The organism is Pantoea jilinensis (assembly GCF_019104105.1).
Taxonomy (GTDB): Bacteria; Pseudomonadota; Gammaproteobacteria; order Enterobacterales; family Enterobacteriaceae; genus Pantoea; species Pantoea eucalypti.
In genome coordinates, this window is record NZ_CP077746.1 from 2,427,970 (window position 1) to 2,449,980 (window position 22,011).

A 22,011-nucleotide genomic window follows, 5' to 3' on the forward strand; every position below is an offset into this window, starting at 1 on the left:
ACCTAAGTGATAAATGAAATTCATAATGATAAACACGGCCTGTCTGATTCTTTATCTGATCTTGTAAGCATCATTTTCTATGGCGTTGAACATTTATAAGCATTGATTGCTGAAAGAGGTTTTGGCGGATTAATTAAGAGCAGAAGCACATAAAATGTTCCTGGCAAAACTCACATAATCAGGCCCGTATAGTACGCTTAAAATTTAGCAATGTTAATTCCATCTCTGATCTGGGTTAACAAAATGACTTCATTAGCATCAGCCGGGCTATGTTGAGCTTTGAGTGCTTCGTCCTTACTTATTTCAGACTCAATCTCTTTACTGACTAAACCGCCATCATCATATTGAATATAGAAAACTCCATCTCTTACTACGATATCAATCCCATAGTCACTAAATAGCATCTCGGTCATATAGTTCTCTTAAAATATTTATGTTCGAAGAATTAGGAAATGCCGCATTCAGCCCAGGCATTAGAAACAAACCGCGCTGCCTTAGAGGTTTTGGACTGGACGAGACCGAGCCATTACCCGGTGTAGCCGCTGTGAGGCTGTACGCTTCTGAAACGTATGGTGCTAAGCGTCATTATGCTGCAATTACTATCGTGCTGAATCGGAAATATGTTCAACATCACCAGCTTCACTCTTTAGCCGTGATGATCACTTTACTCAGGCAATCTGGATTTTTGACAGCAAAAGAAAATGTGATTACCTGACCATCCATATCCGGGGGAGATGAGTAGCTAGTTACTTCATTTTCAGATTGGCCACGAGGATAGTCACTCAACTTAACCTCCGGATAGTGTTTTCTGACATCATTAAGGGTTGTGCATTTACCATCGGGAGAAAAGCTCAGAAAAGGGGCGACGTCGCCGGATGATTTACTGACACGCAACTCAATATCAGTAATTTTCGCATCATCTTCCAGTTTTATCGAATTAGCCTGATAAATGTTGATGTAATCATTTTGGGTTTCTAATGTCAGTGCCAGCGGAAACTGAGTGAGATCTTTCACAGAGAGAGATTTAAGTGAAGCACTCAACTGAGGGATAAAGCTCCACATATCTTTATTTTGCATCTTCGCTTCTGCGAACCTGCTAAACAAAAAGAAACTCAGTATTAACAGAACACTTTTTCTTCGATGTGACGTTTTTTTCATACTAATCCGTATATTGATCATCATAATAGCTCCCGGTATCACACTCTCCAGCAGGGATAAGGGATTGATAACCTCTTCACGTTCTTGCCATCTTAATGGGGTTAACCGGGCTGGCGGAGGATCATCGTCCTTAAAGGCTGGTGTTGGTGCTAACACAGCAACATCATAGATGAGCCTGCATCAGTAGATAACAAGTCTCCCGGAAGGCCATTGCCCTTCCTATCCACAGGGTATGTATCCATTTTCATAAATCATCATCAGCCGACCAAAAAATTGCGAGTTAGGTAAATATGATTTATAAGCATCTTCAGCAAGAAAACTGACTAAATCCCACTTCACATTATTGAACAGGATATCATCATCTAATGAAGTGGGATTCTTCATGAAGGGTATGATTTCAATATCAATAATCTCTTTTGCTTCTTTGACAAGATCATTCCAGTTCTGATATTTCAAGCTTTGCTTTATGGCCAGATACCCGGTTATCGCATTACCCGCCTGAAGCGATACATTTTCCCAGTCGTCGCTAGTTATACGGCTGATAAAATCTGATTCAGCAGTTATCTTTTTTATGTTGTTCAAATAACCGCCTTTACCTGTATTAGTAAACCACGGAATATTCTGAAGACGCTTCACAGCTGTTCTGGAGATTTTCATTTAACCTCTATTTTGCATTGAGCGGAATAGGAATGCCTTAATAGTGGGTTAAGAGATCTGCAAAATTTAGATAGTCCGGCAATTGAATTTTTAAAAAACATATCATCATGTATGCTTCTGAAACCCGCTCTTTACTCTCTTCTGATGCGATAAATCGAGTGCCGAATCAGCAGGTCTTAATTTACCCTGACGTATTCAAATGAGTTTAGGAAAAATAATGCATCACAGATTAGATTTACTTGCTCTGGACTGAGAAATTAACATTATTTCATAGGCACCCTGTCCACTACAGCAAGCTTCTACAGCCTCCTTTTCATTTATTTCATATCTGACATCCTTATTTACAACGCCACCTTCATCAAAATTTATGTAATACTTACCATTCTCTTCAGTGATGAACATGCCATAACCACTAAATATCATTTTTTCCATCATCACTACCTTAGCGACACGTGATATTATTAAACTGACCTGATTATACTGTTATAATAAAATAAATGAAGCATCTTAAACAAAAACTTCTCATATGTTGGAATAAAACTTATGATAGAAACATGTAAACACTTCATGTTTTCTGGTGGTCTTTTTTAATCCTGTCACCTAATGACATTATAACTTCATAGGCATCCTGTTGGCTTTTTTTGATTTTTATCGCTTCATCCATGCTGATTTCAGCTTCAAGATATTCAGTAACAAGCTTGCCCGAATCAAACAAAGCAATAAGAATCCCATCCCTGTCTACAAGGGTTATCCCATAGCCGGAAAAGATCTTATTTTGCATATATAACACCTATTAATGATTAAAGAGGTCTGATATAAAAGTCAGGAATCTGATTGCATTTCTCCTTGCCTGTGCAAAACGCCTGATTGAAGAGCTTATCGCAACCTGACTTATTTTCAACAACGTTGTTCACATAACGCATAGGTCATAATGTAAGGTTGCCATATGATTCTCCATAAGCTTTCCTGTGTATGCACGGCGCTAGTGTTGCTTGTCTGCATGGCACTTTTAGAAAACGCAACAGAGTGGAAACGTTTTCCATCGCATTATGAAATGATAGATAAAAAAGTTTAGAACTGATAATATCCAGATAAGTACTTTACTATTTTCCCTCTGAATCGAGTATCTTAGCGATATTACATTTTATTGAATCGAGTGGAATATTACGTTTAACCCTCTCATTGTAATCATCATGCCAGAGATGATAATCAGAGAAAGAACCATTTCCGCTAAACATTAACCTCCATGCATCGCAGGCCTCCTTACAATAAGTAGCTGATTCAACTCCCTGAGAGTGGATAGAAATCCTGAGTTTTTCTATTATTGATAAAACGCCTCTAATCCAGTTACACTCGCCATCATTGATCAGAATATTTTTTAGATTCAGAAATTCAATTAATAACTTTTGAGCTATTTCTTTACAATACACTACCCACCTCACAGGCTATACTTCTGATACATCCACACCCTCATCCGACTGCATTAACTGGCCTTTTAATCATTAGTATAACACGGGCGTTACAGGTGCAGAGGGCCAGCATCATTCTGTGGGACCATCATGATTAATATTTACTTCTTCAGCATCAGTAAGCCCGTGATAACCGCACCAGTTGATCAGTTCTCTGATGGAAAGAGAAATACCAGTCACTCCAGCCATCAATTTTTCCATTAAAAACGCAGACTATTAAGACCTCTTTTTTTGAATCCACCGTCATGTAGTAAAATCCTCCACCATCGGGCGGTGAAAAAGATGATAAGATTTTTCCTTGCGCATTTATTATAATGAGTCTTTCAGGCAAACTTCTCTTCTGATCAAGAACAAATATTAAATCTCTGCTTTCATCAACCAACACCTGATCGACCTCGGATAAAGCCAATGACAATGCTTCACCCTTAAATTTCCACTTAAGAGTAGCTTGATCAGCCAGTAAAATTAAATCATTAATAGCATACATTTAAACCTATCTCTCTTAGCTGATCAATTAATTGCGGCAAACGGGACAGCTTTGCCATAAGCAAAAAACCCTTAATCACCATTTTCTTTCAACATTATTAAATACAGCTTAGTCATGATTTTGCTCTGACCGTAACCGGGCAACGGGGGCTAGAACAGATGATAAAATCTCTGGGATTCATTGGAGATCTCACTACCGAAAGATGTCTTCCGAATCATCATTAGTGATTAAGACATAAGGGAACTATTTGTGCGAATGATGAGCTATGTCCTCACATGCATTACATTTCCCTGGACAACTTAGTCTTAAAACTATAAATAAGATTAGTCCAAGTTGCTTGCTGGTTTTACTGATGCGACACACTTGTGCATTGTAGTGGAGGTTAACCTTCTTGCATGGCTTATTGTGGTCCCGCCGCTCGCTGAAAAAGTCAGTCAAACGGTGCTCACCCTCGTAACGGAAGTGCCAGTGGGTCTGACCGTCATCCTTCCCGGGTGTGATAACCATGGATATCATTTTTCCAGCGGATATAGTTCACGGCGGTTATGCATGATGTCTGAACCCGTATGGGGCAATCCAATGGGTTGCCTGCATTGTCCCGTCGCAACTGCTCAAAACCTGGCTGCAAGTCATTATAAGGCAACAAACAACCTGCATTATCGTAGTTACATGATGTCTGCTGAAAAGATATCGTCGCACTCTTCAGGGTTGAGGTTGTTACCTAAATCGAAATCAAGCCAGGGAAACCTGAATATCGCAGAGCTATTCTCATCATCAATACTCACCAGGGAGTAACTTACATCTGGCTTTTAGTTTCAGGCCTAAGGTTTGAGAGAAAAGTGGATGGTATGACGAGAGTCGCGGAATGGATATTCCGCGATAACAGCACTACAGACCCGTATGGGTTATTTCATGCGACGCTGCCGGGCGACGCTGGCAAGGCGTTGTGTCCGGCAGTAAATGGCAAACAGGACGAAACCCTGCCCATTCAGTACCCAGCGAGCACCCACTAAAGCAGCGAGTGCCAGAATCAGCCACAGGCCCGAGTGGCTAGCAGTAACAACGCTGTAGCTCAGGAGTAAAACAGTCGATATAAGCAATATTGCACAGACATAAGCCAGTCCCGCCACACCCGCTGTATGGCCTCGCGCAAGCAGGTAACTGGACGTGAGTATCGCGCCAATAACAACAATGGAGGGAACAAAAAAACTTAACGCATGCATCTGTGGACTCAGAGGAGGTAAAGCGTGCAGAAATGTCAGCAGATTAAATGCAAATGCAACCAGTAACAGCATCAGCACAATTGCAACGGGGAAGCCATTTTGCCGGGGCAGCGCCTCAGAAGGCTGTTTAAAATAGCGCTCAAGCTCTGAAGTAGATCGGGCAAGTATGGAATCATCCTGCCGTGCGATTGCCTGATCTATTTCGCGCCCCTGTTGCAGGAGTTCAGTGATATTACGTCCAATAAGCCATGATAAAAATTGCATTAAATTACCGCCAGTGACTGGATTGTTCCCACGATGTAGCGTCCGGTACGCGGGACGTTACCTGGAGCAGCAATGATACCACTGACAGCACTGCCAGCCACAGCCGCTGCACTGGTGACGACCTGTGCGAGTTGCTTAACAAGTTCTTTTTGCACCGGCTCTACAGGGAAACGTTTTGGATAAAGTCCTGCACGGATGGCGGCTTTGAGCTCTTTATTAGTTATACCCGGGTTTTGTGCTTTGATGATTAATTCAGTAAGCCGCGCCCTGTCCTGCCTTGGATAGTTCCTGAGCCACTCCGTAGCTTTTAAAGAAGAGACCGATTTCATCGCTCGCCATGTTGCCAGGGCTTCTTTTAATGCACCGCCCACACTGGCAAGTGAAATAAGGTCAAGAGACGTTGAAGTGGCAACGTACCACTCCTGAGAGTCCAGCCACGCGACGTTTTCACCACCGTTTTCGACGAGATCATAAACCCGGTAGATACCATTAATACACTGCACACCTGTTGCCGCAGCACCGGCATAACCAATGGCGACAAGCACGCCGCTACTGCCAGCCGTTATCGGCGTTGCTGAAGCACCGATAACCGCCACGCCAGCGGTGATAATCATGGCACCACAGGAAAGAACGGTCGAGGCAATCTCCGTGCCCATTGAGGTCGCGCTGACTGCTTCACTCAGTGACTTGCCCGTATCAGACGCTGTGGCTTGCTTAGGCGTTTTGGTCACAATAAGATGTGTGACGATACCACTTTGGCCATTAGGATGACGCTGACCAGGCCGGACAAGATAACGCTGTGCGCCATCTGCATAGATGATGCCAGCCTGATAAAACTCCCGGGTACAATCCATTGCTGCACCCAGCGCTTTGAAATCAAAATCAGGTGCCCCATAACCGGTCAGTCTCGCGATGTCATAACCCGGTAAGTTATTTTCGGGATTCATTCCTGGCAGGTTCATTTTATCTCCTTATAGGCTCAACAGGGTAAAAAGAGAGTTTTTAGATATTGAAATGCGAAATGGAAAAACCATTATTGCTGCCCCAAAACCATATATCAACATGCAGGCAATATAAAAACAAGCTTACCGTTTTTTGATTGCAGAAAAATAGTTACCCCACCCCTCGCTTCTTGACTCAACAGCCCTAATATAGGGTTTACATGTCACATGAAAAAACTTTAAAAACAATCACTTTCTAAACACGGCAGTAAGATTGCCACTGTGAAGTGAAGCAAAGCATAACCCAAAAATTATTTGAATTAATTCAAGCATCACTGCCAAACATTAAATAACTGCTTCCAAATTTCCATCTCATCATCTGTAGAAAGACTATTGTCACCCGTAACCTTATGATAATTCATGAAACAAACATCTATGGCCCGTATTGAAAGTTTTTATTCTTGCGACTTCCATCAATTATTGCATTTTTAATATGTAAATTACTTCAATTTAACCAACCTAACTATTTGCAATTATAAATTTATTTTATAACCCTGCATCCCAAATTATATATATACCATGGTTAAATGATCTTGTCTCGTATGAAACTGACACATTCCCCCAAGGAAAGCCCCATCTAACCACTTCAGTTTCAATAAAATCAGGATATCCTAGTTCCAGAGATGAGCTAAGCCATTTAGACAAGTCTCTTACTGATTCATTTAACATTTCAATGTCAGTTCGCCTATTCCAATCATTTAAAGAATGATAATATTCACTTCCTTTATCCACAAGTTGAACCATGAATGGAAAATTAAAACATATTGGCCTAATACGAAGTTCAAATTCTTTATTATGGAAAATTATTGAGTCGATAAGATAATGATGAGGCATAAGGCTTTTTATAGAACCTGACCTTTGTAAGCTTTTGTAAAGCTCGCTTTTACAAAAAAGCTCTTCACTTGTAATTTCCAAATATTTTTCATCTATGACTAATGCGCCTGTAGTTGGTTTAAATTTTAACTTTTTCATATATCAATGATTTTTCCTGGGGTTAGCAAATGTCTAAATTCTTCTGGTATAAAGAACTGAAGTCCCCCACCATCGCCATAAATTTTATTTGCTGCTGCTCTACCATAGGCAACATCAATATCTTCACTTACATAAAATGCTCTTAATTTTGTACGAACAGGCCAGTCTGGATCTAATTTAACTTGCAAAGCTTGGTGATAACCTAACGGATTATTTCTGTATTGTCTAACAGTAGGGAATGTCACTACATATGCAGGTTTTTGGTCGCCGTTAGGATAAAGAGCATAGAGAATTGTACCTTTTTTAAGCTTCCTGTTCTTGTAAACATCAATTCCTGGATAATCGGGATTTTCTGGTCCCTGCCACTTCGTTGCTTCTTTCGCAGGGTTTTTACACTTCATCAACCCCCACGGATCCACCCATCCCAGCGCATTCGGCGCATACTGGTAAAGGTTAATCCCGCCCGCCAGCCCTATCGGGTCCTGCTGGGTGAACCGGCCGCTATCCGGGTCATAATAACGAAACAGATTGTAGTGCAGTCCGGTTGATTCGGCCCCTCCGGTGCCTCACCCCCTTGAGGCCATCGCTGAAGCGATGTTCAAATTTGCTTATGCAAATTAGTCCCGGTCCAGGTACTGGCCCTGCATACGCAGATTCTGCTGAACGACCGGCATCCGCTGGCTGGACTCGCGCAGCAGCTTGCCCCACGGGCTGTTGATGCCTTCCCAGGCTTTTTGCCCTTCAGCGTCAGTCAGCAGTTCCGGCATCCCGTTGGCCGCGTTATGGAACCAGTAAATCTCCGGGCTTTCCACACCATCAATACGGGCCAGCGGTTCATAGCTCTGGCTGTCGCTGTAAACGTAGGTCAGCGGTGTACCGTCGTGGATCTCCTGCAACAGGCGATAGCCTTCCCAGACGAAGCGCGTCGTGACGGCGTTCCCGGACGGCCTGCCCTGTAGCAGCGGCTGGCTGGTTTTACTGATACGGCGTCCCAGCGGATCGTAGCGGAAACTCACCTTAGTGCGCGGCTTATTACGGTCCCGTGGCTCGCTGATGACGTCCGTCAGGCGATGCTCACCATCGTAGCGATATCGCCAGCGGGTATGCCCGTCATCCTACTCAGTGGTACGGCCATGAATGTCATATTGCCAGCGGATACCGTTCAGTTCTGTGACACGGTTATGCATCACGTGCGCGGCACTATGGCGATCCAGCGGATTGCCTGCGCCATCCCAGCGCCACTGTTCATTGCCCGGCTGTGCGCCCTCCTGGGACAAGAGCCGGCCGGCGTTATCGTAGTTCCATAACGTCTGGCTGAACGGATTATCGTCACGCTCTTCACGGATCAGGTTGTTGCCGTAATCGAAGTCGCGGCGACGGGACCAGACGCGCGGCGCAGGACGCTGTGCGTCTCCCCTGAACACGTCACGGCGGCGCAGCCTGCCTAACCGATCATACTCACTGCGCATGGTCAGGCCGCCCTGCGTCCGGCTCAGTTCCCGGTGCAGCGTGTCACGGGTAAACTCGGTGACCGGCAGGTTGTCTAACGCGATGCTCAGTAAATGACCGCTGCCGTAGTAAAGCTGCCTGAGATTGCGACCATCCGGCAGTGTTAAGGCTGTGCAGTTACCCAGCGCGTCATACTCCCACGCCAGTTCGCCCTGCTCTCCCTGTTCAGCAACGATGCGGCCCAGCGCATCATATTTAAATGTGATCTCCTGCTCGGCCTGCTGGCTCCACTCCGCGTCAGACAGCGGCAGATGCTGCGACACTTTACCCAGCTGACCGCCGCCACTGTAGTGATAGCGCGTCTGGCCTTCCGGCGTGGTCCGCGCCAGCAGTTGTCCCGCACGGCTCCAGTGATAGCGATGGGTGATGGACTGAGGATGCCCGGCGGCAAAGGTACGTGATACCGTGCGGCCCGCTGCGTCATAATCATATCGCGTGGCAACGCCAGCCAGCCCGACCTGAGCCAGCAACAGAGAATCCGCGCCCCACTCGAACTGATACTGTTCTCCGTTTTCGTTTTGCAGCGCCGTCAACCGGCCACGGCTGTCCCAGCTTCGCTGAACCGTCTCACCCTCTGCATTGCGGTTGGCAATCAATCGCCCGACGTTGTCGTAACGGAATTCACTGCGCTTGCCATCAGACGACTCATAGGCCAGCGGCGGTCCGTTCTCACTCCAGTGCAACCGCTCTTGCCATCCTTCTGCGCGTTCCATCTGAAGAGGACGGCCTGCTAGGTTATAGTGATAAGTACGTGAGATTAAACAAATCAGGCAGCATGACCTGGCATGTTGTATCTGGTAGAGAGATGAACTAAAGCCGGAAGGATCGTGGGATAACTTGCGGCCTTAAAAATTACGAACCAGACTTATATGATGAACATATATTATAAAGATCTCTCCTTAGAGCCTCTAGCTTATTATTATCTTCAATAAGTGGCACCCCCTCCTTGCTTAAAACAATGTCATTTAAACTTCCCATTCCACCAAGTAACATTTTAGCCCCTCTGACAAAATCGTCAGTGTTGTAATCAGCTACTTTGAGCAATTTATCCAGATTATTAGCAATATCATCGCCCCCATTTTTACGTAACAACATAGCTATATCTTTTAATGTTATTTTTATTTCTACAATCATAATAATAGCCATTTATCAGCAATTTTAAAACCAGGCACACCCCATAGTTTGTGAATTGTTATTTGCTAAGTGCCTCCCAAATAAAAACCATTATGGGCCCCGACCTCACCAACATAAACTTTTTTTCAGCAGGAACTCTTACCGGGTCCATCTACCTCAAAAGACCGTCAGCGAGGTGATAATAGCATAAAAGATTATCGTGGACACCCGTGTGTATATCCAGAAGGACTAATGGTTCAAGGAGCAGACAGAGTTTAAAGCCTCATTACATTTCCCTTTTACAATAAAAAGGATTAAATTTCATTACTTAATGACGAAAACCACTTTGCTTCATATTCATCCTGCTCTGATGGGTCGAAGGCTAATCCCTCATTTGCATAATCAAATATATTAACTAAATATCCTTTACGAGCCGGAACTCCTAAACTCGTTTCATAGGCACTCAGCCCTTTAGACATTTGTCTTGTCATTCGTGAGGGGAGTACATTAACTTTAGCGCCTTTGCAATAATAAACTATATTTTTATCCAACTCCCTTATTCTTTTGAAGCACTCAAAAAAATCATCACCTTCAGCATTCAATTGATATTTACTTTCAATATTAACCTTCATGATACATTTGACACCACTTATTAGGTGAACCTCTACATCACGCACTGCACCATCAAACATGCAGGTTAAATTTATTTTGTTTAAATTCAATCTATCCTCCGAAGAAATTTATAAAACTGATTCCTAAAAAACTGCCATTTCCTTTAACCGAGGTAACACACAAAATAACTATATTTTATGTAGCGCTAAGAGATACGACACTGAAAAAAACCTGACGGTGCGACCAGCAGCGCGATGCCTGAATCCAAAACTCACCGTCGTTTACGTCTCCTCGGATTGCCTGCTCGCTCCTGTCTGCAATTAAACGACCGAAATTTTTTTGATGAGAACGATATCCTTTAACAATAAGTATTTATGTAGTTGTGAATTAAAAAGGCAATAATAAATGACGGTTACTCAAGTGGCTTGGCCGCTTAAAAAGCTATTGCTGGATAGAAAACGATAAATCATCATTGCCATGCATTGAGTAAACTTTTCCAGACTTCCTCTTCTTCAGTAGTAGGTACAGTGTAATCCTCAAACTTTTTCCTGTAATTCATAAAAAATCGATCTATGGCCCTGATTGTGACTGTTTTATGTTCCCGGCACAATTGTAACATTAGCAACATTTCTTTTAAGCTGGCAGGATCTTTTATTTCCTTTTTAAAGCAAACTTCAAGATAATATAAAACTTCATTATACGAAAAATAATCCATCACTCCCCCGACAATATGTTTACTTCCTCGAAATGTACCATTCTATTGTCTGCACACATTTTTCGACTCCACCCTTACCAAATTTGGGCTTACATCTTGATGTCACTTTTATTAAGGGAATTGGTTAATTTCGCCCACCAGCGCAAACATTTCATCAAGGGAAAATCTTGCGCTAGACTGAGCAAGTTATAATGACAAATTCATTCCTGATTATTGCCAGCAACCTAAAAGATCTCTCCACAGTTCTTTTTCTTCTTCAATAGTGGCAACGTTATAGTCATTATATTTTTTTACATAATCCCAAAAAAGTATCTGCATGGGTCTGATAGTTACAGTTTTTTGTCTTCTAGACCCCTCTACTAACTCTCTCAGTTCACGTAGATAACTCTCATCTTTAACTCTTAATGTGAAATATTCATTAAGGTAGTCTAACACTTCATTATAAGAATCAAGATTCATTTTTGTTCTCTGGATGAATTTTAATGTCATCAAATATTACTGTTTTTTTATCAACAATAAGTTGTGGAACCCCATTCTTTCCCTATTCTGGGTAAGCTTAGGTAAATGGTTCAAGAGGAGCCCACTCTTTATTACCAAACATTCCAGGAACTTCAGACTGAAGCAGGCCATTTTCATAAAGTTGTAAGGTGTCAAACATGACTCTTGATCTGCCATCACTCCATGAAATATCTTAAGGATCATTCGGATCACGACCTTTAATTTGGAAAGCATCACGAGTAGCACTTCCACTTTCGAATTTTTTGAAACCAAAATAGTTAATTCGCGCAGACTTAGTCTAAAGGGTTGATTCTAAAAATCTCTCTGGTGTCCCATCATCATTTAAATACCTCATGTACCTATAACCTGTTGAAGGAAGTGTTGCACATGGCCCTTCTGACCCAACATAGAAATGCGATTTATCCTTATTTCCACTACTACACCGACTCAACCCCCCATGGATCCACCCAACTCAGCGCATTCGGCGCATACTGGTAAAGGTTGATACCGCCCGCCAGCCCTATCGGGTCCTGCTGAGTGAACCGTCCACTGTCCGGATCATAATAACGAAACAGATTATAGTGCAGTCCGGTTGATTCGGCCCCTGAGGTGCCTCACCCGGTGGGGCCGTCACTGAAGCGATGTTCAAAATTGCTGAAGCAAAATTACTCCAGGTACTAGCCCTGCATCCACAGGTTCAGCTGAACGACTGGCATTCGCTGGCTGGACTCGCGCAGCAGTATTGTCGTGGATCTCCTGCAGCAGACGGTAGCCTTCCCATACAAAGCGCGTCGTGACGGCATTGGCCGACGGTCTCCCCTGTAACAGCGGCTGACTGGTTTTTTATTGATGCGATGCCCAAGCGGATCGTAGCGAAAAATCACCTTTGTGCGCGGCTTGTTACGGTCACGCGGCTCGCTGATGACATTCTTCAGGCGATGCTCCCCATCATAGCGATAAGGCCAGCGGATATGCCCGTCATCTTTCTCCGGGGTACGGCCATGGATATCGTATTGCCAGCGAATACCATTCAGCTCGGTGACGCGGTTATGCATGACATGCGCGGCAGATTATCTAATGCGATGCTCAGTAGATGGCCGCTACCGTAGTAAAGCTGCTTCAAGTTGCTGCCATCCGGCAGTGTCAGTGCAGTATAATTTCCCAGTTCGTCATACTCTTAAGCCAGTTCGCCCCGCTCCCCTGTTCAGCAACAATGCGACCCAGAGCATCATATTTAAATGTAATCTACTGCTCGGCCTGCTGGCTCAAAGCTAAAACAGCCTTACAATTTGATTATTATGTCTATTTTAAAAAAATCTAAACAAATGAGATTTTATTTTTCTAAAAAACTGATCAATTGCAATACTTTTTGATACTCTTCATCATCAAATTCACCATGAGCCAAATACCCACAAAAATTCCTATATAAAAGCTCTAAATCAATGATTGAAGAATTTTCGTCTTTTAAGATATCAATTGCTGTTTTGTAAAGCTTCTTTCCTTGTAATTTGTTCTTTCTCTCTACTAAGACATTCAGCTCGATTAAAACCTCAATAGCTTTATATATATTCATTTTATTATAAACTCACTTAATCTGTTCTGATTTTTGTGGATTTTGATAACTTCTTGATACTTATCAGTCCCTGACAGTCTCCCCTTTTCAAAAATTCCAGCCGGTTAGTACTTATTTGCGGAGCAGCAGCACCTTCAGTAATCCATTTCATTTTTGAGGCTTAAAAGTAGTAACCTTATCTATTTTGACGCCCCATTATTTTAGAATGGCTAGATATTTCCTTAATTCTGTCTCAGAAGTATATTTCTTATTGGTGACGTAATCAAAATCACTACCTAATCTATTTTTTCCGTGGTATTTATAAAAAATTGCATCGCCACTAACCTGTCTATAGCTGCATATAACGCCCCCAGCACGATCATAGTACCGGAAAATGTTATATTGAAGACCCGTTTCGCACTCAAGGCCGCTGCTTTCCCGCTTTTTGGGACCGCAGGTGGCAAATGTGTCCTGCCAAGCGGTGTCATTCTGTGCATCCATCACCCTGTCCGGCAGATTGTTGATCTCTGTGTAATACTCATATACCTCTGCCTGCTGCTGATAGCTGTCGACCTGCGCCAGCGGTTCATAACGTTTTCCGCATACACATATTCCCCCACATCATCGGCTTTGCTGTCGATGTACTGCCCCCACCATTTGCATCACGAACCTCGCGTAAGTTGGAAGCAGTCGGGTAAAGTGACTAAGAAGAACAGATGACCATGACGTCGATCCTTGACGCAATGTACTGCAGTACCAGGCAAAGCGCGTGCTGGGCTAAGTCGATTTTAGCTCGGTAATAAAAGGCGGGCACCCTTTATTACCGCTCAGTACAGCATCGCGGGTAGGTGGCTGGCCGAGACAGGGCTTTAGACCGGCCAGGCTGTTATCGTCCGGGAGGAGGCGGGCTGTCTTACCCTGACGACGGGTAACTGACGTAAATGCCGACAGTATCATTTAGACCAATTCCGGCTTTTTTAACTATATTTCCTTATAAGCTTGTTCTGCATCGATAATTATATTTCCCAACTCAAGATAAAAAGGCCATTGATCAACTATAATTCTTGATATACTTATAATCCTTTCATTTTTAGGGGGGATATTATCCGATTTGATTGTTTCTAATATAACAAAAAAAGCTTCCTTAAATTTGGAAAGTTGAGATACGGAACTTACGGATAATACTTTTGTATCTTTAGTGATAATAGCTTTATCAAGCTCACCTATAGCTTTTTGTATCTTTGCAACTGCCTTATTTACTTTTGTCATTTTCATAAATCTAATAAGTTATTGAGATCGGTTATATATTTTTGCATCTTCCCGCCGGGCAAACCGATTCCCTGAGATGATGCCCTTCCTTTAAGAATGACAGAACCCGGCTTAACTTTAAACAGAGACACGTTAGTCATCTGATTCCATTCTGTTTTCACTGCCAGGCTTTTTGGAGTAGCAGGGAATGTCTCAAAAATATATGTACGTCTCGCCTTAGCATCGACACCATCATAATATCTTAACCCGTATTGTGAGTCAGTCGCTTTACGAAATCTGATTGAATCTATTTTGAAAGACTCCAACGTTTTCTTTCTTAATTTTCTCGGAGTGCGACTTTTTTAAATACGCTGACGCATCCTTTATATGGATCTGACTTGCTTTGGCCTATACATTTACTCAACCCCAGCGGATCAATCCAGCTGAACGCATTCGGCGCATACTGGTAAAGGTTGATCCCGCCCGCCAGCCCTATCGGGTCCTGCTGGGTGAACCGTCCGCTGTCCGGATCATTATAACGAAACAGATTGTAGTGCAGTCCGGTTGATTCGGCCCCTGAGGTGCCTCACCCCGAGGGGCCATCGCTGAAGCAGTGTTCAAATTTGCTGAAGCAAATTAGTCCAGGTACTGGCCCTGCATACGCAGGTTCTGCTGAACAACTGGCATCCGCTGGCTGGACTCGCGCAGCAGTTTGCCCCACGGGCTGTTGATGCCTCCCAGGCTTTTTGACCTTCACGGTCAGTCAGCAGCTCCGGCATCCAGTTGGCCGCATTATGGAATCAGTAAATCTCCGGGCTTTCCACTCCATCCATTTGCGCCAGCGGCTCATAGCTCTGGCTGTCGCTGTAAACGTAGGTCAGCGGAAAGCCGTCGGAGATTTCCTACAGCAGGTGAGAACCATCTAGCATAAAGCACGGGATTATGTAGCTGCCCGAAGGTATTTTCTAAATCAAATTTAGGTTGTTTTACTTATGCGACAACAGAGCTGATCTGTAGCAATAAAACCAGCGGTTAAAACCATTAATATTTTCAGATGGAGCAGTAATGAAAACCTTATTGCCAGCGGCTACAACTCCATTCTGAGTCACGTTTAACCTTCAAATATTAGTGCATCATCATGATGATTTTACACAAATATTTTACATTGAAATATAAGCAAGACATGAAGATTTAAATTAAGCTCCATTTAATGTATATCCCGCATTCAAATGCGTTTGTATCTGACTGCACTGTTATTTCTCCCCATGTAAAACTCCAAACATGACCATAAGGAGGGTTTTCTATTGTACCTTTATAATTACTAGGGTATCTATTTAGCACCCATGCAAACAATCTACTCTCTTCTCCCTTTAAAATATTTAAGTTTGCTCTTTTTTCCCAATCATTCATATTCTTAAAAAATTCACCAGTTTTGCTGGTAAGAAAAACACTACCCTTAATTGAAAAAACGGATGGTCTGAACTCCACAAAAAATGGTTCATTATGCCAAAGGACATCTTTTGAAAAAAAATAATATTTCCCAAAAGGTGTCAAATCATCAGCACATTTAAAAAATGAAGAATTAGTAAAGGCACTGTAAGAGGAAAGATCTATTTCATTTCCATCAATAAGTAAAGCTCCATTTGACTCGTCTAAATTCATTTTTTTCATATGTCAATTACTTTCCCAGGTTTCAGTTTAAGTCGGGCTTCTTCCGGAATATAGAACTGCAGCCCCCCTCCCTTACCATGTTGAGGATTAGCTTCAGCACGTCCTCTGGCTACATATATATCTTCTGTAACAGAATATGCTCTTACCTTTGAACGCATTGGATATTTTGGGTCCAATTTAACCTGCAAAGCCTCATGATAGCCAAGTGGATTACCTTTATATTGTCTGACAGTAGGATGACTCACAGTATAAGCAGGTAACTGATCTCCATTCGGATGAAGCGCATAAAGTATCGTCCCTTTTTTTATAACTGTATTCTCATAAACATCTATGAATGGATAGTTATCGTTATGTGGCCCCTGCCACTTCGTTGCTTCTTTCGCAGGGTTTTTACACTTCATCAACCCCCAAGGATCCACCCATCCCAGCGCATTCGGCGCATACTGGTAAAGGTTAATCCCGCCCGCCAGCCCTATCGGGTCCTGCTGGGTGAACCGTCCGCTGTCCGGGTCATAATAACGAAACAGATTGTAGTGCAGTCCGGTTTCCCGGTCCAGGTACTGGCCCTGCATACGCAGGTTCTGATCGTAGCCCGGCATCCGCTGGCTGGACTCGCGCAGCAGCTTGCCCCACGGGCTGTTGATCCCTTCCCACGCTTTTTGCCCTTCCCTGTCGGTCAGCAGCTCCGGCATCCCGTTGGCCGCATTATGGAACCAGTAAATCTCCGGGCTTTCAACACCATCAATACGGGCCAGCGGTTCATAGCTCTGGCTGTCGCTGTAAACGTAGGTCAGCGGAATGCCGTCGTGGATCTCCTGCAGCAGGCGGTAACCTTCCCACACAAAGCGCGTCGTGACGGCGTTGCCAGACGGTCTTCCCTGTAACAGCGGCTGGCTGGTTTTACTGATGCGGCGTCCTAGCGGATCGTATCGAAAACTCACCTTAGTGCGCGGCTTATTACGGTCCCGTGGCTCGCTGATGACGTCCGTCAGGCGATGCTCACCATCGTAGCGATATCGCCAGCGGGTCTGACCATCATCCTTCTCAGTGGTACGGCCATGAATGTCATATTGCCAGCGGATACCGTTCAGTTCGGTGACACGGTTATGCATCACGTGCGCGGCACTATGGCGATCCAGCGGGTTGCCTGCGCCATCCCAGCGCCACTGTTCATTGCCCGGCTGTGCGCCGTCCTGGGACAACAGCCGGCCGGCGTTATCGTAGTTCCATAACGTCTGGCTGAACGGATTATCGTCACGCTCTTCACGGATCAGGTTGTTGCCGTAATCGAAGTCGCGGCGACGGGACCAGACGCGCGGCGCAGGACGCTGCGCGTCTCCCCTGAACACGTCACGGCGGCGCAGTCTGCCTAACCGATCATATTCACTGCGCATGGTCAGGCCGCCCTGTGTCCGGCTCAGTTCCCGATGCAGCGTGTCACGGGTAAACTCGGTGACCGGCAGGTTGTCTAATGCGATGCTCAGTAAATGACCGCTGCCGTAGTAAAGCTGCCTGAGATTGCGACCATCCGGCAGGGTTAAGGCTGTGCAGTTACCCAGCGCGTCATACTCCCACGCCAGTTCGCCCTGCTCTCCCTGTTCAGCAACGATGCGGCCCAGCGCATCATATTTAAAGGTGATCTCCTGCTCGGCCTGCTGGCTCCACTCAGTGTCTGAAAGCGGCAGATGCTGCGACACTTTACCCAGCTGGCCGCCACCGCTGTAGTGATAACGCGTCTGGCCTTCCGGCGTGGTCCGCGCCAGCAGTTGTCCCGCACGGCTCCAGTGGTAGCGATGGGTGATGGACTGAGGGTGCCCGGCGGCAAAGGTACGTGATACCGTGCGGCCCGCTGCGTCATAATCATATCGCGTGGCAACGCCATCCAGCCCGATCTGAGCCAGCAACAGAGAATCCGCGCCCCACTCGAACTGATACTGCTCGCCGTTCTCGTTTTGCAGCGCCGTCAATCGGCCACGGCTGTCCCAGCTTCGCTGAACCGTCTCACCCTCTGCATTGCGGCTGGCAATCAATCGCCCGACGTTGTCGTAACGGAACTCACTGCGCTTGCCATCAGCCGACTCATAGGCCAGCGGCAGTCCGCTTTCACTCCAGTGCAACCGCTCTTCCCAACCCTCTGCACGTTCCAGCTGAAGAGGACGGCCTGCTGCGTCATAGTGATAACGGGTTTCTTCACCATCCGGCGCGATGACAGAGCTGAGCCATCCCAGGGGATGATAACGGTAGCGCGTGGTCAATCCTGAACAGTCGGTTTCACGGATAACCTGGCCGGCATCGTTAAACTCCCGGCGGTAGCTGTTACCCGCTGCGTCAATCTCCTCGACAACCAGTCCGAATTCATCCCGTTTATAGAGCGTGCTTTGCCCGAGCGCATCAACGACGCGCTCAAGGCCATGATGGGGATCGTAATAGTACTTCGTGGTGGAACCATCTGCTCCGGCAACCACTGTCGGCAGCGAACGGTGGGACAGCCATTGCACAGCCTGCACACCGCCGTCAGCATCTTTCTCTTCAATGCGGTTGCCCAGATCGTCATAGGTGAAACTCACCGCGTTGCCCAGCGGATCGATGCGGCGCGTCAGGAGTTCGTTTTCATCCCACTCATAACGCCACTTCTCGCCCCGCTCGTCGATAAAACAGGTGATGAGGCCCGCAGCATTCCAGTGATGTTCGCGCTGCTGACAGTCATAGGTTGAAACCCGCGTGATGCCCGCCTCAAGGTCGTAATGCATGTGGCAGCCATCACCGGTATTGGTGCGGTTCTCAACCACGCGCCAGTGATCCAGCTTCTGCCAGCGATATTCGCTTTCCAGCCCGCCGGGCAGCTGATGCCAGACCATTAACCCGTCGTCGTTGTAACGGAAGCGCCGCGACACAACGCCAGCGGCATCAGTGACGCTGGCAAGCTGGCCCTGTTCAGTGTATGTCCAGCGCGTCAGGGACCAGTGCTGATTGCCATCAAAATGGCTGGCTGATGTCGGGCGCCGCGCGTGCTGTTTGTCGTCGTAGTGCAGCGTAACGTCAATCGCCAGCGGCGCGTCATGAATACGCACCAGACGAGCCTGTTCATCCCACCCCATCTCCAGGGCGTTGCCGTACTCATCACTCAGTGAAGCCAGACGCAGCACCTGCGGGTCAGCAGCCGTGCGCCGGTACAGACGCCAGACCGCACCGTCGTCATCGGCAATGGCGATATCGCCAGAATCATTGCGCCGCACCATCAACCCTTCGCTGATGCTGTAGAGCACCTCTTTTTCACCAGGAACGTCAAAGCTCAGCTCGCGCCCGTTGTCATCAAACCAGGTCGCCCGATTCCCTTCCAGCGTCAGGTAACTGTCAAACACCGTGGCCCAGCCCTGACCGAACAGGCCGGCGCGCTGAGTCAGGCTGTTATAGCTGCGCTGAAAACTAAGCGGGAAACGTCCGGGAAGGGAAAAATCGCGCTCGGCATCATCATTCAGGACTTTGACGCCGGTCGCCGCATGAACCGGGAACAGCGACGAGAAAGCCGCGTTGATGGCCATGTCTGCTGCCATACCGCCCACGGCACCGGCCAGCGCGCAGGGCATGTTTTTGAGGATCTGACTGGGGCGACCACGGATCAGAGAAAGGCCGATCATCATCACAGCCAGGCCTGGCACCTTGCCGCTTTTGATCTCTCTGACCGTGACCGTTTCACCACCAATGATGACATTGGGGGACACATCGTCGCTTACAGTTGCATCGCAGGTGGTTTTATCCTTTGCGCGCACCGCAGGCTGGCCATTGATAAAGACGCTTTTGGATCCCTGCGCCAGATATTGCGGTCCACTGTGTTTTTCACAGGCCACTTTGTCCTGCTCCAGCGGAGAGGTGCCCGCATCGGCGGAGGCGACCGTAGGTTGCCACATTGCACTGCCAAACTGGCCCACCGCAGAGAGCAGCATGCCGCCGTAGTCGGCAAAGCTCTTCGGTGATTGCGGTTCCGGTGGCGGTGTCTCGCCGGGCGTGAGCATCCCGGCCGCGCGCACGGCTAAAAGACCATTTACGTAAACGTTGTCTGAACCGCTGGATATCACACCGGCGGGTGACGGCGGGAATATCATGTTTCCCAGGCCATCGGCCGCTTTGCTGATCTCCTGTGACAGACCCACGGCATTGGCCAGTATACCGCCAAGAATACCGCTGAGCAGGCAACTGTTACCCACGGCAGCGACACTCGCCGCTGCCGCCCCTGTACCCAGCAGTGGCGCTGCCGAGACGATAGCAGCACCCACTGCGGCACCAATGACGGCATACGCCGCACCTTCTGCCACAATGCTGGTGATATCAGCAAAAATGCTGGAGTGAATGATCTCATCGCCCACGCGGGCCGCAGGATTATCCATAAGTTATGCTTTCCGTGGCGTGTTCAGAGTCAGGCTTTGTTTAAAAGCACTCCAGCGCTGTCCGTCTTCTTCATTGAATGGACGCATCGCGGAGAGCGTAAAAATCATTAAGGTGTTCGAGTCCGGCACCTGCGTAGCCAGCTGTTTCTGCCACACGGCCTGCCCATTACGGTCAAACATAGTTTCAACTTCAATTGCGTGTAAGGTGTTATCTACACCCGCCATCACGCGTACAAACTCACTCTGCTGGATGTGACCCATCTGACTCCGCAACGTGTCCCACTGACGCTGGAATTCTTTTTCCGCATCACTGCCCTCAGAAATAACACCACGGCTTACAACCCATGCCAGCCCACTGGCTTCGTCGCGGAGAATATTCATGGTGGTGTCCTGCCAGACAGCAGGAAAAAGCGCAAAGGCGCCCTCATTGAATTGGTAATTCATATTGGAGGTCCGTTTTATTAATGGTTTGTGGCGGGTGGAATCAGGCTATGGAATTCGCCATCAACGTTATCGGCATTAGTGAGTAGCTGTGTATTATCACGCGCAACTTTAATATCAAAAAGTCGATGCGTAATATCAGGATCTCCACCACAACTGCTGTCGTGATGATCTTCACGAACCGTGATGACAAAGAAACGTTTATCACTGCCGTCGTCGAGATCGTACCGCAGGCATTTATCATCGAGGCTGGTCAGGTGCCAGGTATGAATTGCTTCGGTTGCGGCGCTAATAGCCTGGTCAGCGCTGATTTCGTTTTGCTCTGCACCCAGGTCTATTTTCAACATGATGGAGCTGACCTTCCCCTGATCAATCTGGAACATTAACTGTTTCCCGCCCGACGGGTAGACAAGCCAGTGCTGATTATCACTGTTATCTTCTTTTCCGGGTCCATAGGCTTGCTGGACCTGTTCCAGGCTATCGCCTACCACGATATTCCGGGCCGTCGGCACGCTGGCACTTCCCAGAAGGATCTCAGCCAGAACCGTGTGCCTGGCATCTCCAGCCGCCGCCGCGCTGAACAACTCAAAGCCGTCATAACTATGCTGGAAGTAGTTGTAAGGCTGGTTGTTGATGACTACTTCTCCGGCCAGAACTGAACTCAGGGCCTTGCCTACCCGTACGAAGCTTTCATTGCTCCAGGTGTCTCCGGGAGTGAAAGCATAGTCGTTCAGCAGAACGGAAAAATCGCCCCCGCTAAGAGCAGAAACGGACGATTCAGTGCTGGATTCTGCCCTGACAATGCAGGATAAAACCATGAGGACAGACACAAGTATAAGGCTGGAGAAAAAACGATTTCTAATCATTTTTTTATCAGGGTTAATAATAAAAATAAGAGAAAATTTGTATTTATTCAATAATGCAGTGCAATTAACTCCACTCAACATTAATTAAAAATTAACGATTGAATTATACGTGGGGGACGAGACAAAACACAACAGCATCAATTAACTTCATGCTTATCATTCGAGGCATA

General features: G+C 46.3%; 22 protein-coding genes and 2 pseudogenes. All 24 read right to left on the bottom strand.

The features are described from left to right. Positions 1 to 197 precede the first annotated feature (197 nt). The 24 genes and pseudogenes from KTJ90_RS11420 to KTJ90_RS11535 all read right to left on the bottom strand — a co-directional run bounded on the left by KTJ90_RS11420 (position 198) and on the right by KTJ90_RS11535 (position 21,892). A complete protein-coding gene (locus KTJ90_RS11420; RefSeq protein WP_182629716.1) occupies positions 198 to 413 on the bottom strand; it encodes a hypothetical protein in 216 nt (71 codons plus the stop codon). A gap of 226 nt (positions 414 to 639) precedes the next feature. Then, complete coding sequence (locus KTJ90_RS11425; RefSeq protein ID WP_259400636.1) at positions 640 to 1,314, bottom strand: hypothetical protein; 675 nt, start codon at positions 1,312 to 1,314, stop codon at positions 640 to 642. Between the two features lie 63 nt (positions 1,315 to 1,377). Then, complete coding sequence (locus tag KTJ90_RS11430; RefSeq protein WP_485523097.1) at positions 1,378 to 1,815, bottom strand: hypothetical protein; 438 nt, start codon at positions 1,813 to 1,815, stop codon at positions 1,378 to 1,380. 222 nt (positions 1,816 to 2,037) lie between these two features. Next, positions 2,038 to 2,250 (bottom strand): hypothetical protein, encoded by a 213-nt coding sequence (locus tag KTJ90_RS11435; RefSeq protein WP_259400635.1) that lies wholly within the window; start codon positions 2,248 to 2,250, stop codon positions 2,038 to 2,040. A 130-nt stretch (positions 2,251 to 2,380) separates the two neighbouring features. Next, positions 2,381 to 2,596, bottom strand: coding sequence for a hypothetical protein (locus tag KTJ90_RS11440; RefSeq protein ID WP_182629715.1), 216 nt, complete (start codon positions 2,594 to 2,596; stop codon positions 2,381 to 2,383). A gap of 803 nt (positions 2,597 to 3,399) precedes the next feature. Beyond that, positions 3,400 to 3,771, bottom strand: a complete 372-nt coding sequence (locus KTJ90_RS11445) for a hypothetical protein (RefSeq protein ID WP_182629714.1) — start codon at positions 3,769 to 3,771, stop codon at positions 3,400 to 3,402. A 905-nt stretch (positions 3,772 to 4,676) separates the two neighbouring features. Continuing rightward, on the bottom strand, positions 4,677 to 5,258 hold the full coding sequence (gene ssi4, locus KTJ90_RS11450) for an immunity protein Sip4 (RefSeq protein ID WP_499024650.1): 582 nt from the start codon (positions 5,256 to 5,258) through the stop codon (positions 4,677 to 4,679). Beyond that, positions 5,258 to 6,220, bottom strand: a complete 963-nt coding sequence (gene ssp4 / locus KTJ90_RS11455) for an Ssp4 family T6SS effector (RefSeq protein ID WP_008926140.1) — start codon at positions 6,218 to 6,220, stop codon at positions 5,258 to 5,260. Before ssp4 ends, ssi4 begins: the two co-directional genes overlap by 1 nt. A gap of 525 nt (positions 6,221 to 6,745) precedes the next feature. Next, a complete protein-coding gene (locus KTJ90_RS11460) occupies positions 6,746 to 7,231 on the bottom strand; it encodes a hypothetical protein (protein ID WP_499024653.1) in 486 nt (161 codons plus the stop codon). Then, a pseudogene (locus tag KTJ90_RS11465) lies at positions 7,228 to 9,486 on the bottom strand (RHS repeat-associated core domain-containing protein); the annotation flags it as partial. The pseudogene KTJ90_RS11465 and the gene KTJ90_RS11460, both read right to left, overlap by 4 nt. 106 nt (positions 9,487 to 9,592) lie before the next feature. Beyond that, positions 9,593 to 9,886 (bottom strand): DUF6966 domain-containing protein, encoded by a 294-nt coding sequence (locus KTJ90_RS11470; RefSeq protein ID WP_105099272.1) that lies wholly within the window; start codon positions 9,884 to 9,886, stop codon positions 9,593 to 9,595. 281 nt (positions 9,887 to 10,167) lie between these two features. Next, positions 10,168 to 10,575 carry a hypothetical protein gene (locus tag KTJ90_RS11475; RefSeq protein ID WP_146257618.1) on the bottom strand — a complete coding sequence of 136 codons (408 nt, stop codon included), beginning with the start codon at positions 10,573 to 10,575 and terminating at the stop codon, positions 10,168 to 10,170. 359 nt (positions 10,576 to 10,934) lie between these two features. Next, the gene (locus KTJ90_RS11480) at positions 10,935 to 11,180 is read right to left on the bottom strand and encodes a hypothetical protein (RefSeq protein WP_499024657.1); all 246 of its coding nucleotides are present in this window, start codon (positions 11,178 to 11,180) and stop codon (positions 10,935 to 10,937) included. A 210-nt stretch (positions 11,181 to 11,390) separates the two neighbouring features. Next, positions 11,391 to 11,639 (bottom strand): hypothetical protein, encoded by a 249-nt coding sequence (locus tag KTJ90_RS11485; protein ID WP_033762812.1) that lies wholly within the window; start codon positions 11,637 to 11,639, stop codon positions 11,391 to 11,393. Between the two features lie 476 nt (positions 11,640 to 12,115). Further along, complete coding sequence (locus tag KTJ90_RS11490; RefSeq protein ID WP_370640810.1) at positions 12,116 to 12,265, bottom strand: RHS repeat-associated core domain-containing protein; 150 nt, start codon at positions 12,263 to 12,265, stop codon at positions 12,116 to 12,118. 90 nt (positions 12,266 to 12,355) lie between these two features. Beyond that, complete coding sequence (locus tag KTJ90_RS11495; RefSeq protein ID WP_003852829.1) at positions 12,356 to 12,733, bottom strand: hypothetical protein; 378 nt, start codon at positions 12,731 to 12,733, stop codon at positions 12,356 to 12,358. Between the two features lie 278 nt (positions 12,734 to 13,011). After that, entirely contained in the window at positions 13,012 to 13,251 is a 240-nt protein-coding gene (locus tag KTJ90_RS11500; RefSeq protein WP_499024661.1) for a hypothetical protein, read from the bottom strand. 195 nt (positions 13,252 to 13,446) lie between these two features. Then, positions 13,447 to 13,731, bottom strand: coding sequence for a hypothetical protein (locus tag KTJ90_RS11505; RefSeq protein WP_499024663.1), 285 nt, complete (start codon positions 13,729 to 13,731; stop codon positions 13,447 to 13,449). Positions 13,732 to 14,211: 480 nt separating this feature from the next. Continuing rightward, positions 14,212 to 14,499, bottom strand: coding sequence for a hypothetical protein (locus KTJ90_RS11510; protein ID WP_033762819.1), 288 nt, complete (start codon positions 14,497 to 14,499; stop codon positions 14,212 to 14,214). A gap of 316 nt (positions 14,500 to 14,815) precedes the next feature. Beyond that, positions 14,816 to 15,278, bottom strand: a pseudogene (locus tag KTJ90_RS11515) (RHS repeat domain-containing protein); the annotation flags it as partial. Between the two features lie 391 nt (positions 15,279 to 15,669). Continuing rightward, positions 15,670 to 16,149: a hypothetical protein gene (locus tag KTJ90_RS11520; protein ID WP_071591708.1), complete on the bottom strand. Its 480-nt coding sequence runs from the start codon at positions 16,147 to 16,149 to the stop codon at positions 15,670 to 15,672. Continuing rightward, positions 16,146 to 20,534, bottom strand: coding sequence for an RHS repeat-associated core domain-containing protein (locus KTJ90_RS11525; protein ID WP_499024666.1), 4,389 nt, complete (start codon positions 20,532 to 20,534; stop codon positions 16,146 to 16,148). Before KTJ90_RS11525 ends, KTJ90_RS11520 begins: the two co-directional genes overlap by 4 nt. A gap of 3 nt (positions 20,535 to 20,537) precedes the next feature. Then, on the bottom strand, positions 20,538 to 20,978 hold the full coding sequence (locus KTJ90_RS11530) for a DcrB-related protein (protein WP_140915788.1): 441 nt from the start codon (positions 20,976 to 20,978) through the stop codon (positions 20,538 to 20,540). A gap of 17 nt (positions 20,979 to 20,995) precedes the next feature. Then, positions 20,996 to 21,892 carry a hypothetical protein gene (locus KTJ90_RS11535; RefSeq protein WP_499024669.1) on the bottom strand — a complete coding sequence of 299 codons (897 nt, stop codon included), beginning with the start codon at positions 21,890 to 21,892 and terminating at the stop codon, positions 20,996 to 20,998. Positions 21,893 to 22,011 lie beyond the last annotated feature (119 nt).

What these genes read in the sequence shown, in the direction of transcription:
- KTJ90_RS11420 (WP_182629716.1), bottom strand. Translation starts at nt 413, where the DNA reads ATGACCGAGATGCTATTTAGTGACTATGGGATTGATATCGTAGTAAGA.
- ssp4 (WP_008926140.1), bottom strand. Translation starts at nt 6,220, where the DNA reads ATGAACCTGCCAGGAATGAATCCCGAAAATAACTTACCGGGTTATGAC.
- KTJ90_RS11440 (WP_182629715.1), bottom strand. Translation starts at nt 2,596, where the DNA reads ATGCAAAATAAGATCTTTTCCGGCTATGGGATAACCCTTGTAGACAGG.
- KTJ90_RS11470 (WP_105099272.1), bottom strand. Translation starts at nt 9,886, where the DNA reads ATGGCTATTATTATGATTGTAGAAATAAAAATAACATTAAAAGATATA.
- KTJ90_RS11500 (WP_499024661.1), bottom strand. Translation starts at nt 13,251, where the DNA reads ATGAATATATATAAAGCTATTGAGGTTTTAATCGAGCTGAATGTCTTA.
- KTJ90_RS11445 (WP_182629714.1), bottom strand. Translation starts at nt 3,771, where the DNA reads ATGTATGCTATTAATGATTTAATTTTACTGGCTGATCAAGCTACTCTT.
- KTJ90_RS11485 (WP_033762812.1), bottom strand. Translation starts at nt 11,639, where the DNA reads ATGAATCTTGATTCTTATAATGAAGTGTTAGACTACCTTAATGAATAT.
- KTJ90_RS11530 (WP_140915788.1), bottom strand. Translation starts at nt 20,978, where the DNA reads ATGAATTACCAATTCAATGAGGGCGCCTTTGCGCTTTTTCCTGCTGTC.
- ssi4 (WP_499024650.1), bottom strand. Translation starts at nt 5,258, where the DNA reads ATGCAATTTTTATCATGGCTTATTGGACGTAATATCACTGAACTCCTG.
- KTJ90_RS11495 (WP_003852829.1), bottom strand. Translation starts at nt 12,733, where the DNA reads ATGCATAACCGCGTCACCGAGCTGAATGGTATTCGCTGGCAATACGAT.
- KTJ90_RS11510 (WP_033762819.1), bottom strand. Translation starts at nt 14,499, where the DNA reads ATGACAAAAGTAAATAAGGCAGTTGCAAAGATACAAAAAGCTATAGGT.
- KTJ90_RS11480 (WP_499024657.1), bottom strand. Translation starts at nt 11,180, where the DNA reads ATGGATTATTTTTCGTATAATGAAGTTTTATATTATCTTGAAGTTTGC.
- KTJ90_RS11435 (WP_259400635.1), bottom strand. Translation starts at nt 2,250, where the DNA reads ATGATGGAAAAAATGATATTTAGTGGTTATGGCATGTTCATCACTGAA.
- KTJ90_RS11525 (WP_499024666.1), bottom strand. Translation starts at nt 20,534, where the DNA reads ATGGATAATCCTGCGGCCCGCGTGGGCGATGAGATCATTCACTCCAGC.
- KTJ90_RS11460 (WP_499024653.1), bottom strand. Translation starts at nt 7,231, where the DNA reads ATGAAAAAGTTAAAATTTAAACCAACTACAGGCGCATTAGTCATAGAT.
- KTJ90_RS11520 (WP_071591708.1), bottom strand. Translation starts at nt 16,149, where the DNA reads ATGAAAAAAATGAATTTAGACGAGTCAAATGGAGCTTTACTTATTGAT.
- KTJ90_RS11430 (WP_485523097.1), bottom strand. Translation starts at nt 1,815, where the DNA reads ATGAAAATCTCCAGAACAGCTGTGAAGCGTCTTCAGAATATTCCGTGG.
- KTJ90_RS11505 (WP_499024663.1), bottom strand. Translation starts at nt 13,731, where the DNA reads ATGGATGCACAGAATGACACCGCTTGGCAGGACACATTTGCCACCTGC.